Here is an 18,050-nt window from a genome sequence, read left to right on the forward strand (position 1 = left end):
TTTGAGGAAGGGTTTGCGTAGCAAACCCTTCCTCAAAGCCCGTTTCAAATTATCCCGAACTCACGTTTAGTTACTTAAAGCATTAGACAGCTTAAAAAATGATAGAGGCTGAAATGCCCATTCTATAGGGACAAAAAAGACACAAATACGTCGATCGCACTTTATTAGCTATTCATTACCTCTAAGCCAACTGATAATCATTGGAAAAAGCAATAAGGACAGATCGTCAAAGGATATAGAATAAACCTAGTCAAAATCAGGGAGTAACATAACAAATATGCAACCAATCATTTTTCCAGGCTCGGCAGTGCGCGTTGTGAATGAGGGCGATACCTACTATGGATTTCAGGGGCAAGTACAACGGGTCACCGATGGTCGCGTTGCGGTAATTTTTGGCGGTGGTAACTGGGAAAAGATTGTATCATTTCGTGCAAATGAGTTAGAACTAATCGATACTACTGTTAGTTCTAAATCTAAAAAGAAATAATTGTGGCAAATTTACCGACTCCAGATAAGTCAATAGGTAAATCTTCGGGCAAGCCGTCTGGTAATCTCACCCAAGCGGGAAATTCGGTCTTGTCATTTATTATTCGGATTGTAGCGATTGGGGCAAGCGCGATCGCAGGAACTAGCATTGGACTTGCGATCGCCTTTATCCGCCCAGACTTGGTTTGGCAACCTTCGCTCAATTTTTTAAATTACAAAAAACAACAGTTTACCCTATCCGCCGATGCCCTATTTGACCCTAATAAGGCAAGCATTCGTCCCGAAAGCTTTCGGTTACTAGATGAAGTTGCCGCCCAACTGCCTTTAGCCTCTGGCAAAAAGGTACGAATTAATGGTCATATGGATGGGAGTGGTACAGTAGATGAGTTAACTCTCTCCTATTTACGCGCATCAGCGGTTAAAGAATATTTAGCGAGACTGCGCGGCGAGCAAACTTATTATTGGATGGCGATCGGTTATGGCACTAGTCGTCCCTTATCTGGCAGCGCTGGTGACAATAATGGCAAGAGTAACCGCCGCATCGAGATTTTTGTAGATGACTAGATATGCAGATCACTTTTCTCGGTACTAGTTCGGGTGTACCCACTCGCGGACGCAATGTCTCCAGTGTAGCCGTGCGCTTACCTCAACGTGCTGAAGTTTGGCTGCTGGATTGTGGCGAGGCAACTCAGCACCAATTGCTACGAAGTGATGTCAAAATCAGTCAAATCTCCAAGATTTTTGTCACCCATATGCATGGCGATCATATTTTTGGTTTGCCAGGACTGCTGGCAAGTTGCGGTATGGCAGGAAATGTCAGCCATATCGATATCTATGGACCGACGGGTTTGGGGGAATATCTCGATGCCTGTTTGCGCTATAGCGAGACACGCCTTTCTTATTCGATCAAGGTGCATCGGGTTAAGGCAGGCATAGTATGTGAAGATGCGGAGTTTTATATGGTAGCAGCTCCGCTCAAACATAAGGTGACGGCGCATGGCTATCGCTTGGTGGAGCGCGATCGCGCTGGTAAGTTTGATGTCGATAAAGCGATCGCCATGAATATTCCCCCAGGTCCCATCTTTGGCGAACTCAAACAAGGCAAGATTGTTACCCTTCCCGATGGACGTAAAATCGATGGCAAACAGTTTTGTGGCGCTCCTCAGATTGGGCGCAAGATTGCCTACTGCACCGATACAATTTTTTGTGATAGTTCCGTAGAACTAGCCCAAAATGCCGATGTACTGATTCATGAATCTACCTTTGCCCATCAAGATGCCGATATGGCTTTTCAGCGCCTGCATTCTACCAGCACAATGGCGGCTCAAGTGGCGCAATTGGCTAATGTCAAGCAATTAATCATGACCCATTTCAGTCCGCGTTATTCCCCAGGCAATCCAATTCTATTGGAAGATTTAGTGAATGAGGCAAGGAGTATCTTTGCAAATACCATCCCTGCCCATGATTTTATGACCTACGAGATCGCCCCAACTAATGGATAGCTAGAACAAACGCGAAATATAAGTAGCGGCGCAAAGCGCCGCCACTCATATTTCGCGTTTTATGTCCTAATAAAACCAAGAAATAGCGGTGCGCGCACCGCTATTTCTTGACTGGGAAGGGAGTAGCTATCCATTGACATTAGCGTGGAATTTAACCATATAAATTACCGAAATGGAATAATTTCCGCAATCAGTCCTGATTGGGTTAATCTTTGCACCAACTGATCAGCCGCTGGGCGATCGCTATAGGCTCCCACCTGAAGTACAGTTCTCCCACTACGGGACATACGGAAAGCATCGGGAACGATCGTCTTGACCTTCTGGACGATGACAGTAGAAGTTGCGGAAACAATCACGCGATATTGGAATGGCTTGCCTGTTGTGGGATCGAGCGTTGCTGGTGGGAGAGTTGCGACCTGAGTGGGAAATCTTGGCGTTCCCGCACTGGACTGATTGCCATAATCGCGCTCAATGATAATAGTTGTGGGAGAATTATTACTGGGTTTAGGGGAAATCACGGGACTTGGCAAAGATTGGCTTGGAGCATTGGGAACAAATACAGTACTGGGACTAGGATTGGTCTGAATAGGAATCGCTCCACCGCTATTATTACTATTACTGTTGTTATTTACCGATGTAGAAGGAATTGATGGCAAAGGTGCAGGTGGAATCGAAGCGATAGGATTGGCGATCGCATTAGTAATTGGTGAATTCGCAGCTCGAAGATCGAGTGCGCCCCGAACGCGAGCTTGATTAATTTGGTTGCCTACCGCTACTAGAGGAATTGTCGTAGCATTATTAATATCAAATTCGCCGTTGTTGCGAAAGGTGTTTTTACCCTGAGAAATCGTTGTTCCCACATCGGGGCGAGGCGCACCATTCGAGCCACTGAGAATAACAAGTCCATTGCGCTGATTATCGGCGATCGCATTACCGCGAAGCGTCGGTTGAGCCGTGTTAGAAATTACAACACCATCAACATTTCGAGAAATATTGTTATTAGTCAAAAAGACCTGCGATTGCTGCCCGATGGATAGTCCAAAGCCCGTATTCTCAAATCTATTATCGCGAATCTCTCCCGTACTGGTTCCCAAGGCCGAGATGCCGCTACCCGTATTCCCCGTAAATAGATTATTGCTAATATAAGCATTAGAACTTCCCGTTAGGAATATCCCATCATGGGTATTGCGAATAAAACTGTTATTAGCAATGACGACATTGCGACTAGACTCTAGCCATAGTCCATAACCGCGCGGATTGCTATTGGTAACCGTAACGCCTTCAATACGGGAGTCATTTGCCGCAACGATCGCAATATTTTGACTAGCAAAGGTAGAACTAACAAAGCGCCCACCGCCACTAATGACAACCGTTCCATTTGCATTGGGATTACCGCGCAAGATCGCTCCTTGAGGAAGGCGAATCGGAAAACTTTCACCCGTCGCTTCGCTATATTTACCATCGCTTAATTGAAAGATTGTCCCAGCTTCGGGATTAGCCGCGATCGCTGCGGTGACCGTCCGAAATGCTTGATTTTGAGAGCCCGCTCCCACCGTATCAGCACCTTGGGGCGAGACAAAAACTATTTTTTGTTGGGCAGTCTGCGCCCAGGCCATAGCAGGAGTGGTGAGGGACAATACAAAAACTAGATTGACTATATTAATAAGACTAGGACAGGGAAACTTATTCATATCGAGACACCAACAAGATATCTGGCAAACATGTCTAACTAGACTAGCAGCAAGTTGCTTTTGTTTCACGAGTATGCGCCACAAACAGGAAGTTATGGAGATCGCAAGATTTTACCAGTCACGCCATTCACTCGCTGGCCCCTCGCCACCACCATATTTCGTTGGATCGATTCCTGCGGCGATGGCGATAATATTGCAAATCTCGCATAGGTCTTCCCGCTCTCCCGTTTCGATCAATCCATCATTATCATTAAGGTCATTGAGGGTTTCCACAGTTTCCTGAAATGCCTCTAGTTTTGCTTCGGTAGAAGCTTGCTCACCCAAAGCGACAAGATGATCGATGAGGGTGTCAAAAGCTGCAATATAAGGTTTACAGGATAGTTCGTTATAATCCTCAATGGTATTTGCAATCCATCGAGCAAAAGGATAACGTTTCTTAGTTGCGAACAGGCGATCGGTATATTCACTCATAATATTCACTCATAATTAGCTGGGCATAGTTAATACCAATTCACAAAAGTGTTGTCACACTTTTGTGAATTAAAAACTAAACCCAGTAAGGGTTTTTAAATCTCAAAATGGCGTAGCCATTTTGAGATTTGAAAACCCAGAATCAAAGCCTGTAGCGCGCGCAGCGTGCGCTACAGGCTTTGGGTTTTTATATTTAATTTAGACTGAGGTCACAGGCTCCTTTGCCAGAAACTTCTCAAGCTCGCTAATTGCCTCCGCATCAACCTTCTCTTGCATAGGACAGAACTTCGGTCCACACATCGAGCAGAATTCTGCGGTCTTATAAATATCCGCAGGTAAAGTCTCGTCATGATATTCCTTAGCACGCTCAGGATCGAGTGACAATTCAAATTGCTTGTTCCAATCAAAGTTGTAACGGGCTGTGGAAAGTTCGTCGTCGCGATCGCGAGCATTAGGGCGATGGCGAGCAATATCCGCCGCATGAGCGGCAATCTTATAGGCAATCAGACCATTGCGGACATCTTCGGCATTCGGTAAGCCCAAATGTTCCTTTGGTGTGACATAGCAAAGCATGGCAGTACCATACCAACCAGCCATCGCTGCCCCGATCGCGGAAGTAATGTGATCATAGCCAGGCGCAATATCTGTGACCAGAGGACCAAGTACATAGAAAGGAGCTTCAGAGCATTCTTCCATTTGCTTACGCACATTGAACTCGATCTGATCCATTGGCACATGTCCAGGACCTTCCACCATGACTTGAATATCATGTTCCCAAGCACGACGAGTTAGCTGTCCGAGGGTTTTCAACTCTGCAAGCTGGGCTGCATCAGATGCGTCATGCAGACATCCAGGACGGAGAGAATCACCTAAACTAAAGGAAACATCATGTTTCTTGAAGATTTCGATGATGTCATTGAAATGGGTATAGAGAGGATTTTGCTTGTGATGGTGCAACATCCAACGCGCCAAAATCCCCCCACCGCGAGACACAATACCCGTGAGACGATTCTTGACAAGAGGAAGATGCTCGATCAAAATTCCTGCATGGATAGTTTGATAGTCTACGCCTTGCTCAGCATGTTTCTCAATGATATGGAGGAAGTCATCCGCCGTGAGATTTTCCATTCTGCCATGCACACTTTCGAGCGCTTGGTAAATGGGAACCGTACCGATGGGAACTGGCGAAGCATTAATAATCGCAGTCCGAATCACATCTAGATCGCCTCCACCCGTGGACAAGTCCATGACGGTATCTGCACCATACTTGACCGATAGATGGAGCTTGGCAACTTCTTCATCAATATTAGAGGAATTAGGCGATGCACCAATATTGGCATTCACTTTGCATCGAAATGCAATGCCAATTCCCATGGGTTCGAGATTGGTGTGATTCTTGTTAGCGGGAATAATTGCCCGACCTCTAGCAACCTCAGCACGTACTAATTCGACGGGCAGATTTTCACGCCATGCCACATACTGCATCTCTTCAGTGATGATGCCTTGACGAGCGCAGTGCATTTGCGTACCGCGATATTCTCCGCGCCTTGTGGGTGCAGAGCTAAGCTTTAGTCCAACTGTCATGTAAATTTCCTCAAATAATGTGCTTTCCTACGCCGATGTCAATCGGTTCAGGTTCTAAGGATTTGCTCTCAGTCTGGTTTTCACAGACACTCCTAGCATCTTGAGATCATAGCACTGTAAAGCTAGTGCTTATAGGCAGAGATAAGCTGGGCTATAAAAATTAATTATTGCCAGCGCAACGCACTGAATTAAAAACCAGATAAATTTTAAAAGCGCCGCTAAGCAGCGCTTTTAAAATTTATCTGTACTATGATTAGGCTGAAAGTGCAAAGCACCTCCACCCTATAGGGTTAAGTGAAATCAATATTGTCGTAAAGATCGGCTATTTGGATTTGCACATCTGCAAACTTTAGAGAAATAGTCACGGTCGGGTCATCATATTCCGAAAATAACCATTGATTAACCGCAGTTTTGACATGATGCTCTACATGAACACGATACTGATCAATTAATAAATATTCCTGAAAAGTATTAATAGTTCGGTAAGAAGCAAATTTTTCACTGCGATCGTAGTTTTGGGTGGATTTAGATAACACTTCCGCAATGAAGCAAGGATTGGTAATTGTATCCTTACGACCATCCTGCATTTCCAAAGGTTTAGGTGCAACCATCACATCAGGATAGGTATGTATTTGGACATCAGGAATCCAAAGTCGCTGATCCACATGAAATACCCTAAACCCTTTTACTTTTAGTAGTGGTTTCAGCAATAGGTATAAATTACCAGAAATATCATTGTGGTTGGGTGTTCCACCAGTCATTGGAATAATTTCTCCATTACGGTACTCGTTGCGGATGTCTGACGCTATTTCTAGCTCTAGGTATTCGTCAACGGTGTAAGTTTTCTGGGCGAGTTGAGTAACCATTATGTTTTACCTGCGATCGCGTCCTGATAAGATTTTTTTAGAGTAAGGCTGAGTCGAGTTGAGACATTCTTGCAACTCAGGCGATCGCTCTGTGTCCACATCCCGTTCACGTTTATACACCAATCCGCGCACAAAGCCTCCCACTAAATCTCCAAAGATAATCTGATCAGGTTGGAAAGCATATTGCTGAATAGATAAATCATCGGCTTCATGCAATTTATAAACTTCATAATCAATCCCTGTTAGATAACGAGGAATCTTGAGATGGAGAGAAGTAATCATTGTGCCATTAGATGAGGAGCCACTATAACAATAGCGATCGCCCGTGGGATTTGTCTGTTTAAAAATACTGATATAGCGCGAACCACCACCCCAATAGCTACCTGCTTCGAGGGCTTGGGCAGATTTGACGGCAACAAAGTTAGAACTAAAGCTAAGGGCGATCGCAGCTATACCATAAAAAACTTTTTTCATATTTTTATCTTTTTTACATAAATATCTATGGGCAGTGGGGATTGCTGCTTATATTATTCAAAAATCTGGGATATTAGACAGGAAAACTCTGGTAAAAGTGGCGATGTTAGGGTATCAGTTACAAATAAAGTCATCGCTAGTTTGAGAATGCCATTTTCACGCCGATAAACTTGAATTTGTTTCGCCCGCCAATCTGCAATCCAATATTCCAATACCCCATGCGATGAATAAAGTTTAAGTTTTACTTCGCGATCGCGCTTTTCATTGTCAGTACCCGCAGATAAAACTTCGATCGCCAGATCGGGCGCACCACGAAAATGTCCCACATCATCAATCAAAGCTGCATATTTCTCTTTACTCATCCAGATCACATCAGGAATGACATCATCATTGTCCCCAAAGATTAATCCTGCCCCAATCTCTGCTTCACCTAACTTTGTAGCCCGTGACCAAATGTCTAAAACGGTAAAAAATCTACCGCAAGTTTTTTGATGCTTATTATGAGGCGCTCTAGTCACGTAAAGTTCTCCATTAATAATTTCATAACGGTTGCCATTGTCGGGCATTAGTTCTAAGTCAGCACTAGTCCAAAGAAGTTGCTCTTCTGGCTTAGAGATTGATGCTTCTGTGGCTATGGAATTATTCGTGGTTTCAGGTGTAGCAACGATCGCTTGAGTCATGATGGATCCCTACGATGAGCGATATCGTAATAGTATAACAAGGGGCAATTGATGGTAACAAGGATAATTACTCTGATGATTACTCTAGTGACAGGCGCAACTCGTTCAGGCAAAAGTGAATGGGCTGAGCATTTAGCAATGCGATCGCCAAAAAATGTAATTTATATCGCCACCGCCACTCGTTATCCCGATGATGCGGAATGGGAATCTCGACTACAAAAACATAGCGATCGCCGTCCTGAGAATTGGCAAACCTTGGAAGTTCCCATTGAACTCGCTAAAGCTATTTTAGGAATCAGAAGCGATTCCCATTATATTTTGGTTGATTCGCTTGGCACATGGCTAGCAAATCTTTTGGAAGAGGATGAACTGGCTTGGAGCAAAATAGAAACAGAACTCTTACAAGCAATTCAAGTCTGTACTGTCGATATCACCTTTGTCGCGGAAGAGGTGGGCTGGGGACTCGTACCAGAATATAAGTTAGGGAGAATATTTCGCGATCGCCTCGGTGGTCTGAGTCGCAAAATTGGGGTGATTGCCGATAAGGTTTATCTGGTCACAGGAGGACATGCGATCGACCTCACCCAATTAGGTGAAAAAATCCCTTCGGAATTGCAACAAAATGCTAGAAGCTATGAATAATAAGCTTTATATTAATTTGTCCTCCGTTTTGAGTAACTTGACAAGCACTTAGCCTTAGACCTATTATTAAAAAGTAAGTACTTACTTATTTATGGCTCGTCCTCCTAAAATCACCAATGAAGAAATTTTGACTGCGGCGCGAGAAATCTTTTTAAAAGAGGGTTTTGGCGCATCAACATTGGCGATCGCGGAAAAAGCTGGAATATCCGAAGCTTCTATCTTTAAACGCTTTGCAACTAAGCAAGCATTATTTCTGGCTGCTATCGGCATTACAGAAAATCCAAAGTGGGTTAAGACCTTATCCAGTCAAACACCTACTGCGGCAATTAAGGAAGAGTTGATCGTGATATGTGAGCAAATGTTGGCATTCTATCTGGAGGTGATGCCCAGAGTATTTATGCTCATGAATCAAGGTGATATACCTCATCCACCTCCAATGCCACCTCCGCACCTAAGAGATACCTATTTACTAGCTAGCTTTTTGGATAAAGCGATCGCTTTAAAGCATCTGCGATCGTGCGATACCTTGACCGTAGCTCACATGATTGTCGGTCCAATTATCAATTATATCGTGTTGAGTAATATGGATCAGAAAATGCCCATTGCACTTCCGTCGATGAAGCATACCTTCGTCGAGCCATCCATTTTTATTCACCACTTAATTGAAACCCTATGGGATGGGCTAGCACCAAAACCGACTCAAAATAAGTCTTAAGTATTGCTATGGATGAAACAATAACTATTGATGGTAGCTGGACGCTTTTCATAGGTGAACTATCGGCAACATTGCTAATAGTTCAAGATGGTGACAGGATCGGTGGAACCTTCGCTAATTCTAGCGAGCATTTATCCCTTAAAGGGAATATTTCTCGCAATCTCCAAGTGAATTTTACGATTGAGTCTACCAAGAGGCAGGGTTGGGCTGGCAAATTTGAAGGTGTCCTTAATGGCAATGTCATGAGTGGAACTACTAATTTACCGAAATTGGGAAACAGTCTCTGGTCGGCATCTCGACAAACTAGAAGATCTAATTCCCCAAAATAATCCAATTATAATCCATCTATTTTTCACTCAATTAGCTAAGCCCCTTGCGGATAAGAATCGCTTCGACTCTGCTCAGCTAACATTGGCTGAGCGGAATCGAAATCACAGACACTTAAATTAATAGGATCTTAAATTAATAGGATGAGGGTCTTGTAAACTTTCACGTAACACCAGTTATTAGTAAGTAATTACTTACACTTCAAGTACTTACACTTCAAGCCATTGAAGAATCTCTACGTATTCCTTTTGTTTTTTGGAGGAAAATCATGTTATCCGAACCAGTTCCTACAAATGCTTCCAGCCAGAAGCCAGATCAGAAATCTTTACCGCGAGGGAAATGGCTGAAATTTGGATTACCCACGATTTTACTATTTTTAGGAATTGGCGGAGTAGGTTGGCAATTTTTAAATTCGGCATCGGTAAACAATTCTCCAAACGATCTTATCACTCAGTCTGTAGAACGCAAAACTCTGCCGATTACCATTACCGCCAATGGCACGATCAAGGTTGAACGTTCGATCAATCTCAGCCCCAAATCAACGGGGACAATTAAAACTTTGCTGGTAAAAGAAGGCGATCGCGTACGTCAAGGTCAATTAATAGCCGAAATGGACGATTCGGGACTGCGCGGGCAAATCATCCAAATGGAAGCACAAGTTTCACAACAGGAAGCAAATTTGCAGCGGTTGATCGCGGGTAACCGTCCTGAAGAAATTGCTAAGACTAAGGCTCAGCTCAACAGCGCTCAAGTAGAACTGCGTCAGGCGGAAGAAGATCTCCTTAGCAATCAATCTCTTTATCAATCAGGCGCAGTTTCTCGACAAACCTACCAAAAAGCAGTTACATCCCGCGATACCGCTAAAGCCTCCGTGTTACAAGCACAGCAATCGTTAGTATTATCTCAAGCAGGATCGCGCAGTGAAGATATTGACGAAGCTCGCGCAAAGCTAGAGTCTGCGTTAGGAAGCTTACAAACTACTCGAACTTCCCTTGACGACACCAAAATAGTCGCGCCCTTTGATGGCATCGTCATCAAAAAATATGCCGATATCGGAGCATTTGTTAGTCCTTCCATGTCTGGAAGTAGCGACTCGGCATCGTCATCGTCAATTTTGACCCTTGCCAACGATCGCCTTCAAGTGGTCGTCAATATATCCGAAGCTCAAATTGCCAAAGTCAAATTAGGACAATCAGTAAAGGTAAAAGTTGATGCCTTCCCTAACGAAGTATTTACGGGTAAAGTCGAACAAATTGCCCCGCAGGCGACGGTTTCCCAAAATGTAACCAGTTTTGAGGTGCGCGTGGGGATTACTTCTACGGAAGTCGCCAAGTTGAAAGCTGGCATGAATGTTGAGGCTCAGTTTGAGGTTGGCAGTTTAAATAATGCGATATTGGTTCCCAATGCAGCCGTAGTTAAACAAGCTGATGGAACGGGTGTTTATATTTTGGGCAACAATCGCCAACCGATATTCCAAGCGATCCAAACGGGAAATACCGCAGGCAGTTTTACGGAAGTTAAATCTGGACTCCAAGGTAATGAACAAGTCCTCGTCAGTCCTCCTTCTAAGAAAGAATCTAGTTCCTCAGGGGGAGTTCTGCCGCCTCAACCACGCTAAAGAGCAATTTAAATTACCGATCAACTCATTTAAAATTAGCGAGGTATGAATTCTATGACTTTACGCCCTCACAATATTTCCTATTGGGAAATTGCAGAAATGGCGATCGCCTCCCTCTGGGGCAATAAGCTCCGTAGTGGATTAACGATGTTGGGCGTGATTATCGGCATTTCCTCTGTGATTGGTATCTCTTCCATCGGGCAAGGCGTACAAAAATCTACGGAAGAAAATATTCGGAGTTTAGGTACTGATGTTTTACAGGTCATGTCTGGAGCCGCCCAAAGTGGTGGAGTCAGAAAGGCGATGGGTTCGGTCTCGACACTGACTTGGCAGGATGCAAAAGCGATCGCGACTCAAGCGCCTTCCGCAACTGTAGTCTCCGCTTATCTCCAAGGTAGTACGCAGGTTGTCTATAATGCGGAGAATACTTTAACCAACATCTATGGAACCGATTTAAGTTATCCTACGGCAAGAAGTACCTTTCCGAAGGAGGGGCGATTTTTTAATGCTGAAGAATTAGATACGGCTGCTTCGGTCGCGGTAATCGCACCGACAGTCAGGAAAAACCTATTTCCAAATAACGTCAATCCCATCGGACAAAAAATCAGAATCCAAGGTGAGATTTATAATGTGATTGGGATAATGGAAGCCAAAGGCTCTCAAGGTCCTCAGGATCGCGATGATGCGGTGTATATTCCCTTAACCTCAATGTCTGCGCGGATCATTGGCAATAATTCGCTAACAGGAGTTTCTGTGAATGGAATCTATGTCAAGGGTCAGGATGAAACCAAATTAGACATCGTAAAGTTTCAAGTTACCAATATTTTGCGGTTGCGTCATAACATTAATGTTCCTGACAATGATGATTTTCGGATTACCAATCAAGCCGATATTCTCAAAACTTTCAATACGATTTTGAGTCTGTTTACGCTCATGATGGTGGCGATCGCAGGGATATCGCTGATCGTCGGCGGCATCGGCATTGCCAATATCATGCTAGTTTCTGTAGTCGAGCGTACTCGCGAAATCGGTGTTCGCAAAGCTTTAGGTGCAACGGATAATGCTATTTTGAGTCAATTTCTGACTGAGTCGGTGGTTATTTCCGTAGTTGGTGGCTCGGTTGGCATTGCGATCGGGATTGGAATTACCTTTGCGGCGGCAACTGTGTTTAAGTTCCCATTTATTATTTCTACCAGTTCGATCTTATTGGGGTTCGGTTTGTCAACTTCTGTCGGTTTGGTCGCAGGAGTGATTCCCGCCAGAAATGCTGCCAGACTCGATCCAATTACCGCTTTGCGAAGTGAATAGGGAGAGCTTACGATGATTACAATGGCAAATATCACTAAAAGTTATCGACTCGGTGAGGTTGATATCCCGATTCTCAAAGGGATTAATCTGCATATCGACTCGGGGGAATATGTCTCGATTATGGGCGCATCGGGATCGGGTAAATCCACATTAATGAATATCATTGGTTGCCTTGATCGCCCTACGAGGGGCGAATATTATCTTGAAGAACAAAACCTCACGACTTTAGGCAAAGAAGATCTCGCCTACATTCGCAATCAACGCATTGGCTTTGTCTTTCAACAGTTTAATCTCTTATCGCGAGCTACAGCTCTAGAAAATGTAATGTTGCCAATGGTCTATGCAGGGGTATCTAAGACTGAAAGGCGATCGCGTGCTGAAGAAGCTTTAGTCAAAGTGGGTTTAGGCGATCGCTTATCCAATCGCCCCAATCAACTCTCTGGTGGACAACAACAACGAGTTGCGATCGCCCGTTCGTTGGTCAATCAACCTGCGCTACTTCTAGCTGATGAGCCAACGGGTGCGCTAGATTCGCAAACTTCGCAGGAAGTAATGAATTTGTTTGGTATTCTCAATACTCAAGACATCACAATTGTCATCGTCACCCACGAGCCAGATATCGCCGCCCAAACCAAGCGTAAGATTTTTGTGCAAGATGGGCTAATAGTTAGCTAAAACCATCAGCCAATGATTTTAGCTAATGATTTTAATTTAGGCGATGAATAATACTGTGATTTAAAGATCGCTTATCAATTATTTGTCTTTGCGATCGCCAATAACTTCTCGAAACTCAACAGCTAAGCAAATCATTGATGTCGATAGATCTGGCATCTTCGTCATTATTCTGCGGAAGAACCGATGAATCAATTCCGAATTGCGACAACCGATTGCACAACCATTCCATTTCCGTTTTCGTTCCAGTATAGACAACATCGGACATGCGTTGTTTCATCTGCCGTAGTTCTTCCATTGTTATGTTAAGAGCACAGCGAAGAATTTTATAAACTTCAAGCCGTTGCGAGTCTTCAACAAGGATGCTTAATCCCCACCTACCGTTTAACTCAATTATTTGATTGCGAATGTCTTTTGGCGGTAGCCCCTCATCGTCAGCCTCAATACCCATGCCGCAGTTTTCGCAACGGGTTGATTGATACCAACCAAGTTTCGATCTGTTGATAGATTGACCGATCGCTAGAGACGCAACCATGCCGCAGTCTTCACATTCGATTGATCGTGTAACCATTGTCCAAACGACCTCGTCGGCATGTTTTTAGAATCAATAACTATATATTATTTTGCAGATTACAGGATAAATATTTATACAAGTTAAATTGCATTCTGTCATCAATTATACTTCCACCAATTCTCACCTAGCTTAAGGCATAACAGCAGAATTAACCTACACGCAATCAATATGGAATTTAAAAGCCGCGCTATTGCGAGTCCGATTGAATGAATTGTTAGATTACTCTGTTTAATTCAACAGACATTCCCGCAATTTGGACATGCACCACTTCCTTCAGGATAGAAGCTCGCGCCACATTCTCTCGGACATTCTTGAGGCTCACCCACAGGGACGTAAGGTTCCCAACCCATTTTAATATGATGCTCGGACATAGCCTCTTCCCAAGTATCCGCTTCAACTCGATGCAACAACTTTGCCTTCTCTGAGAGAAGACCTTTAGCACACTGTGTATTTATACTCTCAATATTGGAAAAAGCGATACTACAAGTTTCATCTTCCCAAGCCTCATATATCTTTTTCATAGCAATCTAACGGTTTAATAGATCGACAAAAAAACTTTCGCTTCAACTAAAATATCATGCTTTTATCCGCTCCATTTTATCCGCTCCAATGATGTATTGTACTCGATCGCCTATCAATTTCTTAACTTCGCGATCGCCAATAACTTATCGAAACTAAACATCCAAGTAGATTTGTTATTTCCCGATCGCCTATCAATTTCTTAATTTTGCGGCGGAACGCATCCTGAAAGGAATCGCCAATAACTTTTCTGAACTCAACAACAGAACTAACTATCTCTGTTTGTATAATCCAGCTTAGAAACAAGAGCGAAGGTAGCAGTTTAGTTAGAACTTAATAATTATGTTTTTAATTCTTGGTTTAAATACTTAAATTTTGTCACATGTTTTATATTTTGTATTTTTCCCTCAACTCATCCCATACCAATTCATCTAGTTCTATTGAGTCGTATGGTTGAAGTATGTAACTTCCCATCTCAAACACTTCTACCAAGGCATCTAAATAGTCTTCATAGTGATTTGCTATTACTTCAGTAGAATCGCATTCAAGATCTACAGTTATAAGGGAGAGATTCTCTAAATTTATACATATCTGAATATCAGCGTTTTGATCAAATATGGGAAACCATGTACTCTCCCAAGCAAAATCATTGCAATCTTTTTTAATATCACGATAAGCGTTGTATAGCTCAAATGCGCTTTCCAAAGAGAGAAAACTAAAGAAAGGATTTAACCATAATATACCATTATATTTTTCATAAATCTGAATAAGTAAATCTGGTGGCAATAGTTTATGGTTGGCAAAAGTATCAATTATCTCTTGTTTTGGCAGTCCCGCTATTAGTTCAGACTGTCTTCTCGGATCTCTATCGAGTTTCAGTATTTTCTCTAGGATATACTCTATTTTTTTAAGACTATTCATGATCATTTTTTTGGATTTCATGAGTAATTTTTCCTACGTGACTTATCTTTTGCATTGCTGAATAATGGCTGAATTGAGCGGCAAGAAATCTTTCACTCTCAACTAAAATACTATGCTTCTGTCCACTTCAATGTTGTGCTATACCCATCGCTTCTCAATTGCTTGTCTTGGCGATCGCTAGTAGTGAGTTCCATGCAATCACTTTTAACGATCATTTTTATTTTGTCGATTTTGTTTGACTTTTAAGTAAAGAAACTTTAAGTGAAGCGACGATCCATGAAAATCAATCTAACGATGCTGAAATGTTGAACCGAGCCGTCATTTCCAGAACTGCCACCATTTCTTTGTTAGCTTTGGATCGCATTGTTTGCAGATAATGATCGGCATTCCGTCGAGAGATACAACAGTTCCATTATTGAACTCTTGACCACACACAGAACAACGTGAAAGATCTGAAACGGTTGATGGAACTGCCTCTGCGAAGGTAGTTGAGCCGCCTTGACGCAAATGTTTGATATACTGTAGTTCATTCAATGCTACATCATTGTTCGGTTCGATCTGAAGCGAAGATTTGAAGGCAACTTCAGCTTTGTCAAGCTCACCCATTTCGATAAACACGAATCCCCGACCACGACAAGCTACTGCAAGATCTTTCAGGCTAACATATGGGGTAATCTCAGTTACTTGATCGTACAGGGCGAGGGATTCTTTCCTCCGTCCTGACTGCACTAATACCAGCGCCATCTCGAATACAAAATTAGGATTGGTTGGTTCAAGACTTTGCCCTTTGCTGAGAAATTCAATCGCACGATCAAATTGCTTCTGTTTTACGCAGAGGAAGCCCATGTAATAATGGGCACGAGGATATGCGTTGCCAATCCAACAGATATTTTTGTTTAGAAGACCTTGTTTTTTCTGCCAAGTGACGTAATGGATGAAATTAGTCTGATCCCAGAACTTGATTGAGATTCCTTCGTCATCTTCTTCTGAATTCGAGTATTCTAATGGTGTATTCGCGATGACTTCCAATAAAAGGGACTCTGCATTGCCGATGTTGCCACTTGCCAATGCTTCAATTGCCACATTGACTTTATCAGCATCAATAGATTCGCGGTGAGTAGTTGTCTCTGATGACATTAGCTTAGTAGAGATGGTAGTTTTAAAGCAATTGCACTTTATGTACCGCATAGTCATACTTTAAGTCAAGTGCGATCGCCTCATTTATCCATCTGCTAAAAGGGTTTCTGAAGGCGATCGCTATTACGATAAGTCGAGATCTCTGGGCGATATCCTAGAAATTATCCGAACTCATCAACGAAATCAATTAGTGCATGAGCCCCAAGAAGAGAATGGGGCATCGCTTTGCGATACCATTCTCTTCTTGGATTAATTACTTTGCAGCAGCCAAACATTCTCTCTTGCTGCACATTTCTCCTTCAAACCACTATCAACAGTTGTACTGCTGAGAAGAGTTAAATTATAACTATCCAGATAGTGTTGGCTTACTTCGTCGTTACTAATTGAAAAAGGAGGTCCAGCCATTGAACTTTGGTCGTATTCATAGCAAATTAGCAACTGCGGTGCTTTATGAGTAATCTTCGTTAAGTGTGCTGTGTATTGATTGCGTAGTGCCTCAGGCAGAGCCACTAAAGCAGCCCTGTCATAAATTGCATCGACTACGCCAAGCATCTCGCTAGACAAAAGAAATATATCACCCACAAATATGTCAATATCCGTCGCACTGTAGCGCTCCAATTCACCAACTTTTGAGATTTGGGGTTCCACCCCAAGTTCTACAAACAATTGCTCAATGGCGATTTTGCTCAATTCAGCTCCAGCAACTCGGTAGCCATTAGAAAGCAGCCAAGAAATATCAAGAGTTTTGCCACACAGTGGAACAAATACAAGGCTCCCCTCTACTAAAGATAGCTCTTTAAAAGATTTGACCATTAGTGAGTTAGCCTCTTGGTTGTGGAAAGCAATATCATTCTTTTCCCACTTTTGATGCCAAAAGCTTGCATCCATAAACACTCCTTGTGAAATTTACTTACAACTAAATTTTAGCTGTAACTTATCAGCTCATATCCCTTTATAGCTATAGTCAGTAATGTTAGGACAAAAATCAAACCCAATAGAGAGTTGCGGCGCAACTCTCTATTGGGTTTGATGTCCTGACTTAAGTGAATATAGCTATATCTACCGAACATTTGGTGTAATATTTAAGAGGGTGTTACTAAGTTTGTCGCTAAAATTAGGTGAAAAGCTAGCCTGCGGATATGCTTCCTAATAATACCAAAACTAAAAATAGCTACGCCATTTTTAGTTTTTCAAACCCTACTAGGTTTGGTTTTTAATTCACAAAAGTGTTGTCATATTTTCGTGAATTGGTGTAACACTTGATGAGAGGGAATTAAATGTCTAAAGATGCTGTGATTGCTAAATTAAGTGATGTGTTTCGCCATCATGGATATGAAGGTGCGTCACTTTCTAAGATTTCCGAAGCAACTGGGTTGGGTCGAGCCAGTTTGTACCATTACTTCCCTAAAGGAAAAGAGGAAATGGCAGCAACCGTCCTCGATCGCCTCTATGCAAATTTAGAAACCAATTTATTAAAACCCCTGCAAGGAAAGGGGAAACCCTTAGATCGGATTCGTGCCATGGGTAAAACCCTCGATCTATTTTACAACAACGGTCGTTCGTCTTGCTTCCTAGAGCTTCTATCCTTTGGGGAAGCCCAACCTCTATTTCAATCTGCACTTCAGCAAACTCTTTCCGCATGGATCGATGCATTGGCAGAGGTGCTAGTTGAGGCAGGACAGGATGCAAAAGTCGCTCGCTGCAATGCGGAAGATGCGATCGCCCAGATTGAAGGAGCGTTGATTGTATCTAGATGTTTGGGTAATAACGAACCATTCAAACGAGCGATCGCAAATTTACCAAAGATCTTGGGACTCTAGTTTAACAATAGAGTCATACTTTAATTCAAGTGCAATCACCCCA

The 18,050-nt window shown here is 42.9% G+C and carries 21 protein-coding genes and 1 riboswitch; of the genes, 10 read left to right on the forward strand and 11 right to left on the reverse strand.

Annotated elements, in window-relative coordinates; genetic code table 11:
- Positions 1-277 precede the first annotated feature (277 nt).
- From PSE7429_RS01900 to PSE7429_RS01910, 3 genes are read left to right on the forward strand one after another with little or no spacing between them, the layout of a single operon-like run.
- A complete protein-coding gene (locus PSE7429_RS01900) occupies positions 278-487 on the forward strand; it encodes an NAD(P)H dehydrogenase subunit NdhS (protein WP_009625349.1) in 210 nt (69 codons plus the stop codon).
- 2 nt (positions 488-489) lie between these two features.
- The gene (locus PSE7429_RS01905) at positions 490-1,050 is read left to right on the forward strand and encodes an OmpA family protein (protein ID WP_009625350.1); all 561 of its coding nucleotides are present in this window, start codon (positions 490-492) and stop codon (positions 1,048-1,050) included.
- A gap of 2 nt (positions 1,051-1,052) precedes the next feature.
- Positions 1,053-1,988, forward strand: a complete 936-nt coding sequence (locus tag PSE7429_RS01910; protein WP_009625351.1) for a ribonuclease Z — start codon at positions 1,053-1,055, stop codon at positions 1,986-1,988.
- A 164-nt stretch (positions 1,989-2,152) separates the two neighbouring features.
- Here PSE7429_RS01910 and PSE7429_RS01915 read toward each other — a convergent pair whose 3' ends face one another.
- From PSE7429_RS01915 to PSE7429_RS01940, 6 genes are all read right to left on the reverse strand, one after another.
- Complete coding sequence (locus tag PSE7429_RS01915) at positions 2,153-3,748, reverse strand: DUF1565 domain-containing protein (protein WP_144052475.1); 1,596 nt, start codon at positions 3,746-3,748, stop codon at positions 2,153-2,155.
- Between the two features lie 42 nt (positions 3,749-3,790).
- Positions 3,791-4,150: a hypothetical protein gene (locus PSE7429_RS01920; RefSeq protein WP_009625353.1), complete on the reverse strand. Its 360-nt coding sequence runs from the start codon at positions 4,148-4,150 to the stop codon at positions 3,791-3,793.
- Positions 4,151-4,348: 198 nt separating this feature from the next.
- Complete coding sequence (gene thiC, locus PSE7429_RS01925; RefSeq protein WP_009625354.1) at positions 4,349-5,734, reverse strand: phosphomethylpyrimidine synthase ThiC; 1,386 nt, start codon at positions 5,732-5,734, stop codon at positions 4,349-4,351.
- 7 nt (positions 5,735-5,741) lie between these two features.
- A riboswitch (TPP riboswitch) is annotated at positions 5,742-5,838 on the reverse strand.
- A 186-nt stretch (positions 5,839-6,024) separates the two neighbouring features.
- A complete protein-coding gene (locus tag PSE7429_RS01930) occupies positions 6,025-6,600 on the reverse strand; it encodes a Uma2 family endonuclease (RefSeq protein ID WP_009625355.1) in 576 nt (191 codons plus the stop codon).
- Positions 6,601-6,606: 6 nt separating this feature from the next.
- The gene (locus PSE7429_RS01935; protein WP_009625356.1) at positions 6,607-7,074 is read right to left on the reverse strand and encodes a hypothetical protein; all 468 of its coding nucleotides are present in this window, start codon (positions 7,072-7,074) and stop codon (positions 6,607-6,609) included.
- Positions 7,075-7,127: 53 nt separating this feature from the next.
- The gene (locus PSE7429_RS01940) at positions 7,128-7,754 is read right to left on the reverse strand and encodes a Uma2 family endonuclease (RefSeq protein ID WP_009625357.1); all 627 of its coding nucleotides are present in this window, start codon (positions 7,752-7,754) and stop codon (positions 7,128-7,130) included.
- Between the two features lie 51 nt (positions 7,755-7,805).
- On the opposite strand from PSE7429_RS01940, the gene cobU reads away from it, so the two are divergent.
- The 6 genes from cobU (at position 7,806) to PSE7429_RS01970 (ending at position 13,039) form a co-directional block, all read left to right on the forward strand.
- A complete protein-coding gene (gene cobU, locus PSE7429_RS01945) occupies positions 7,806-8,396 on the forward strand; it encodes a bifunctional adenosylcobinamide kinase/adenosylcobinamide-phosphate guanylyltransferase (RefSeq protein WP_071590096.1) in 591 nt (196 codons plus the stop codon).
- Positions 8,397-8,487: 91 nt separating this feature from the next.
- A complete protein-coding gene (locus PSE7429_RS01950) occupies positions 8,488-9,111 on the forward strand; it encodes a TetR/AcrR family transcriptional regulator (RefSeq protein ID WP_009625359.1) in 624 nt (207 codons plus the stop codon).
- Positions 9,112-9,119: 8 nt separating this feature from the next.
- Entirely contained in the window at positions 9,120-9,440 is a 321-nt protein-coding gene (locus PSE7429_RS01955) for a hypothetical protein (protein WP_009625360.1), read from the forward strand.
- A 266-nt stretch (positions 9,441-9,706) separates the two neighbouring features.
- Positions 9,707-11,056 carry an HlyD family secretion protein gene (locus PSE7429_RS01960; RefSeq protein WP_009625361.1) on the forward strand — a complete coding sequence of 450 codons (1,350 nt, stop codon included), beginning with the start codon at positions 9,707-9,709 and terminating at the stop codon, positions 11,054-11,056.
- Between the two features lie 54 nt (positions 11,057-11,110).
- The gene (locus tag PSE7429_RS01965) at positions 11,111-12,364 is read left to right on the forward strand and encodes an ABC transporter permease (protein ID WP_009625362.1); all 1,254 of its coding nucleotides are present in this window, start codon (positions 11,111-11,113) and stop codon (positions 12,362-12,364) included.
- 12 nt (positions 12,365-12,376) lie between these two features.
- The gene (locus PSE7429_RS01970; protein ID WP_009625363.1) at positions 12,377-13,039 is read left to right on the forward strand and encodes an ABC transporter ATP-binding protein; all 663 of its coding nucleotides are present in this window, start codon (positions 12,377-12,379) and stop codon (positions 13,037-13,039) included.
- Positions 13,040-13,154: 115 nt separating this feature from the next.
- Here PSE7429_RS01970 and PSE7429_RS01975 read toward each other — a convergent pair whose 3' ends face one another.
- The 5 genes from PSE7429_RS01975 to tmpT all read right to left on the reverse strand — a co-directional run bounded on the left by PSE7429_RS01975 (position 13,155) and on the right by tmpT (position 17,075).
- Positions 13,155-13,607: a hypothetical protein gene (locus tag PSE7429_RS01975; RefSeq protein ID WP_009625364.1), complete on the reverse strand. Its 453-nt coding sequence runs from the start codon at positions 13,605-13,607 to the stop codon at positions 13,155-13,157.
- Between the two features lie 236 nt (positions 13,608-13,843).
- Positions 13,844-14,131: a hypothetical protein gene (locus PSE7429_RS01980; protein WP_009625365.1), complete on the reverse strand. Its 288-nt coding sequence runs from the start codon at positions 14,129-14,131 to the stop codon at positions 13,844-13,846.
- Positions 14,132-14,516: 385 nt separating this feature from the next.
- Positions 14,517-15,071, reverse strand: a complete 555-nt coding sequence (locus tag PSE7429_RS01985) for a Cell wall assembly/cell proliferation coordinating protein, KNR4 (RefSeq protein ID WP_009625366.1) — start codon at positions 15,069-15,071, stop codon at positions 14,517-14,519.
- 297 nt (positions 15,072-15,368) lie between these two features.
- Entirely contained in the window at positions 15,369-16,238 is an 870-nt protein-coding gene (locus PSE7429_RS01990) for a tetratricopeptide repeat protein (protein ID WP_144052476.1), read from the reverse strand.
- A 198-nt stretch (positions 16,239-16,436) separates the two neighbouring features.
- Complete coding sequence (tmpT, locus tag PSE7429_RS01995; protein ID WP_009625368.1) at positions 16,437-17,075, reverse strand: thiopurine S-methyltransferase; 639 nt, start codon at positions 17,073-17,075, stop codon at positions 16,437-16,439.
- A 389-nt stretch (positions 17,076-17,464) separates the two neighbouring features.
- Between tmpT and PSE7429_RS02000 the strand changes: the two genes are divergently transcribed.
- Positions 17,465-18,007 (forward strand): TetR/AcrR family transcriptional regulator, encoded by a 543-nt coding sequence (locus PSE7429_RS02000; protein WP_009625369.1) that lies wholly within the window; start codon positions 17,465-17,467, stop codon positions 18,005-18,007.
- Positions 18,008-18,050: the final 43 nt, after the last annotated feature.

The sequence above is a fragment of the Pseudanabaena biceps PCC 7429 genome (genome assembly GCF_000332215.1).
GTDB classification, from domain to species: domain Bacteria; phylum Cyanobacteriota; class Cyanobacteriia; order Pseudanabaenales; family Pseudanabaenaceae; genus Pseudanabaena; species Pseudanabaena biceps.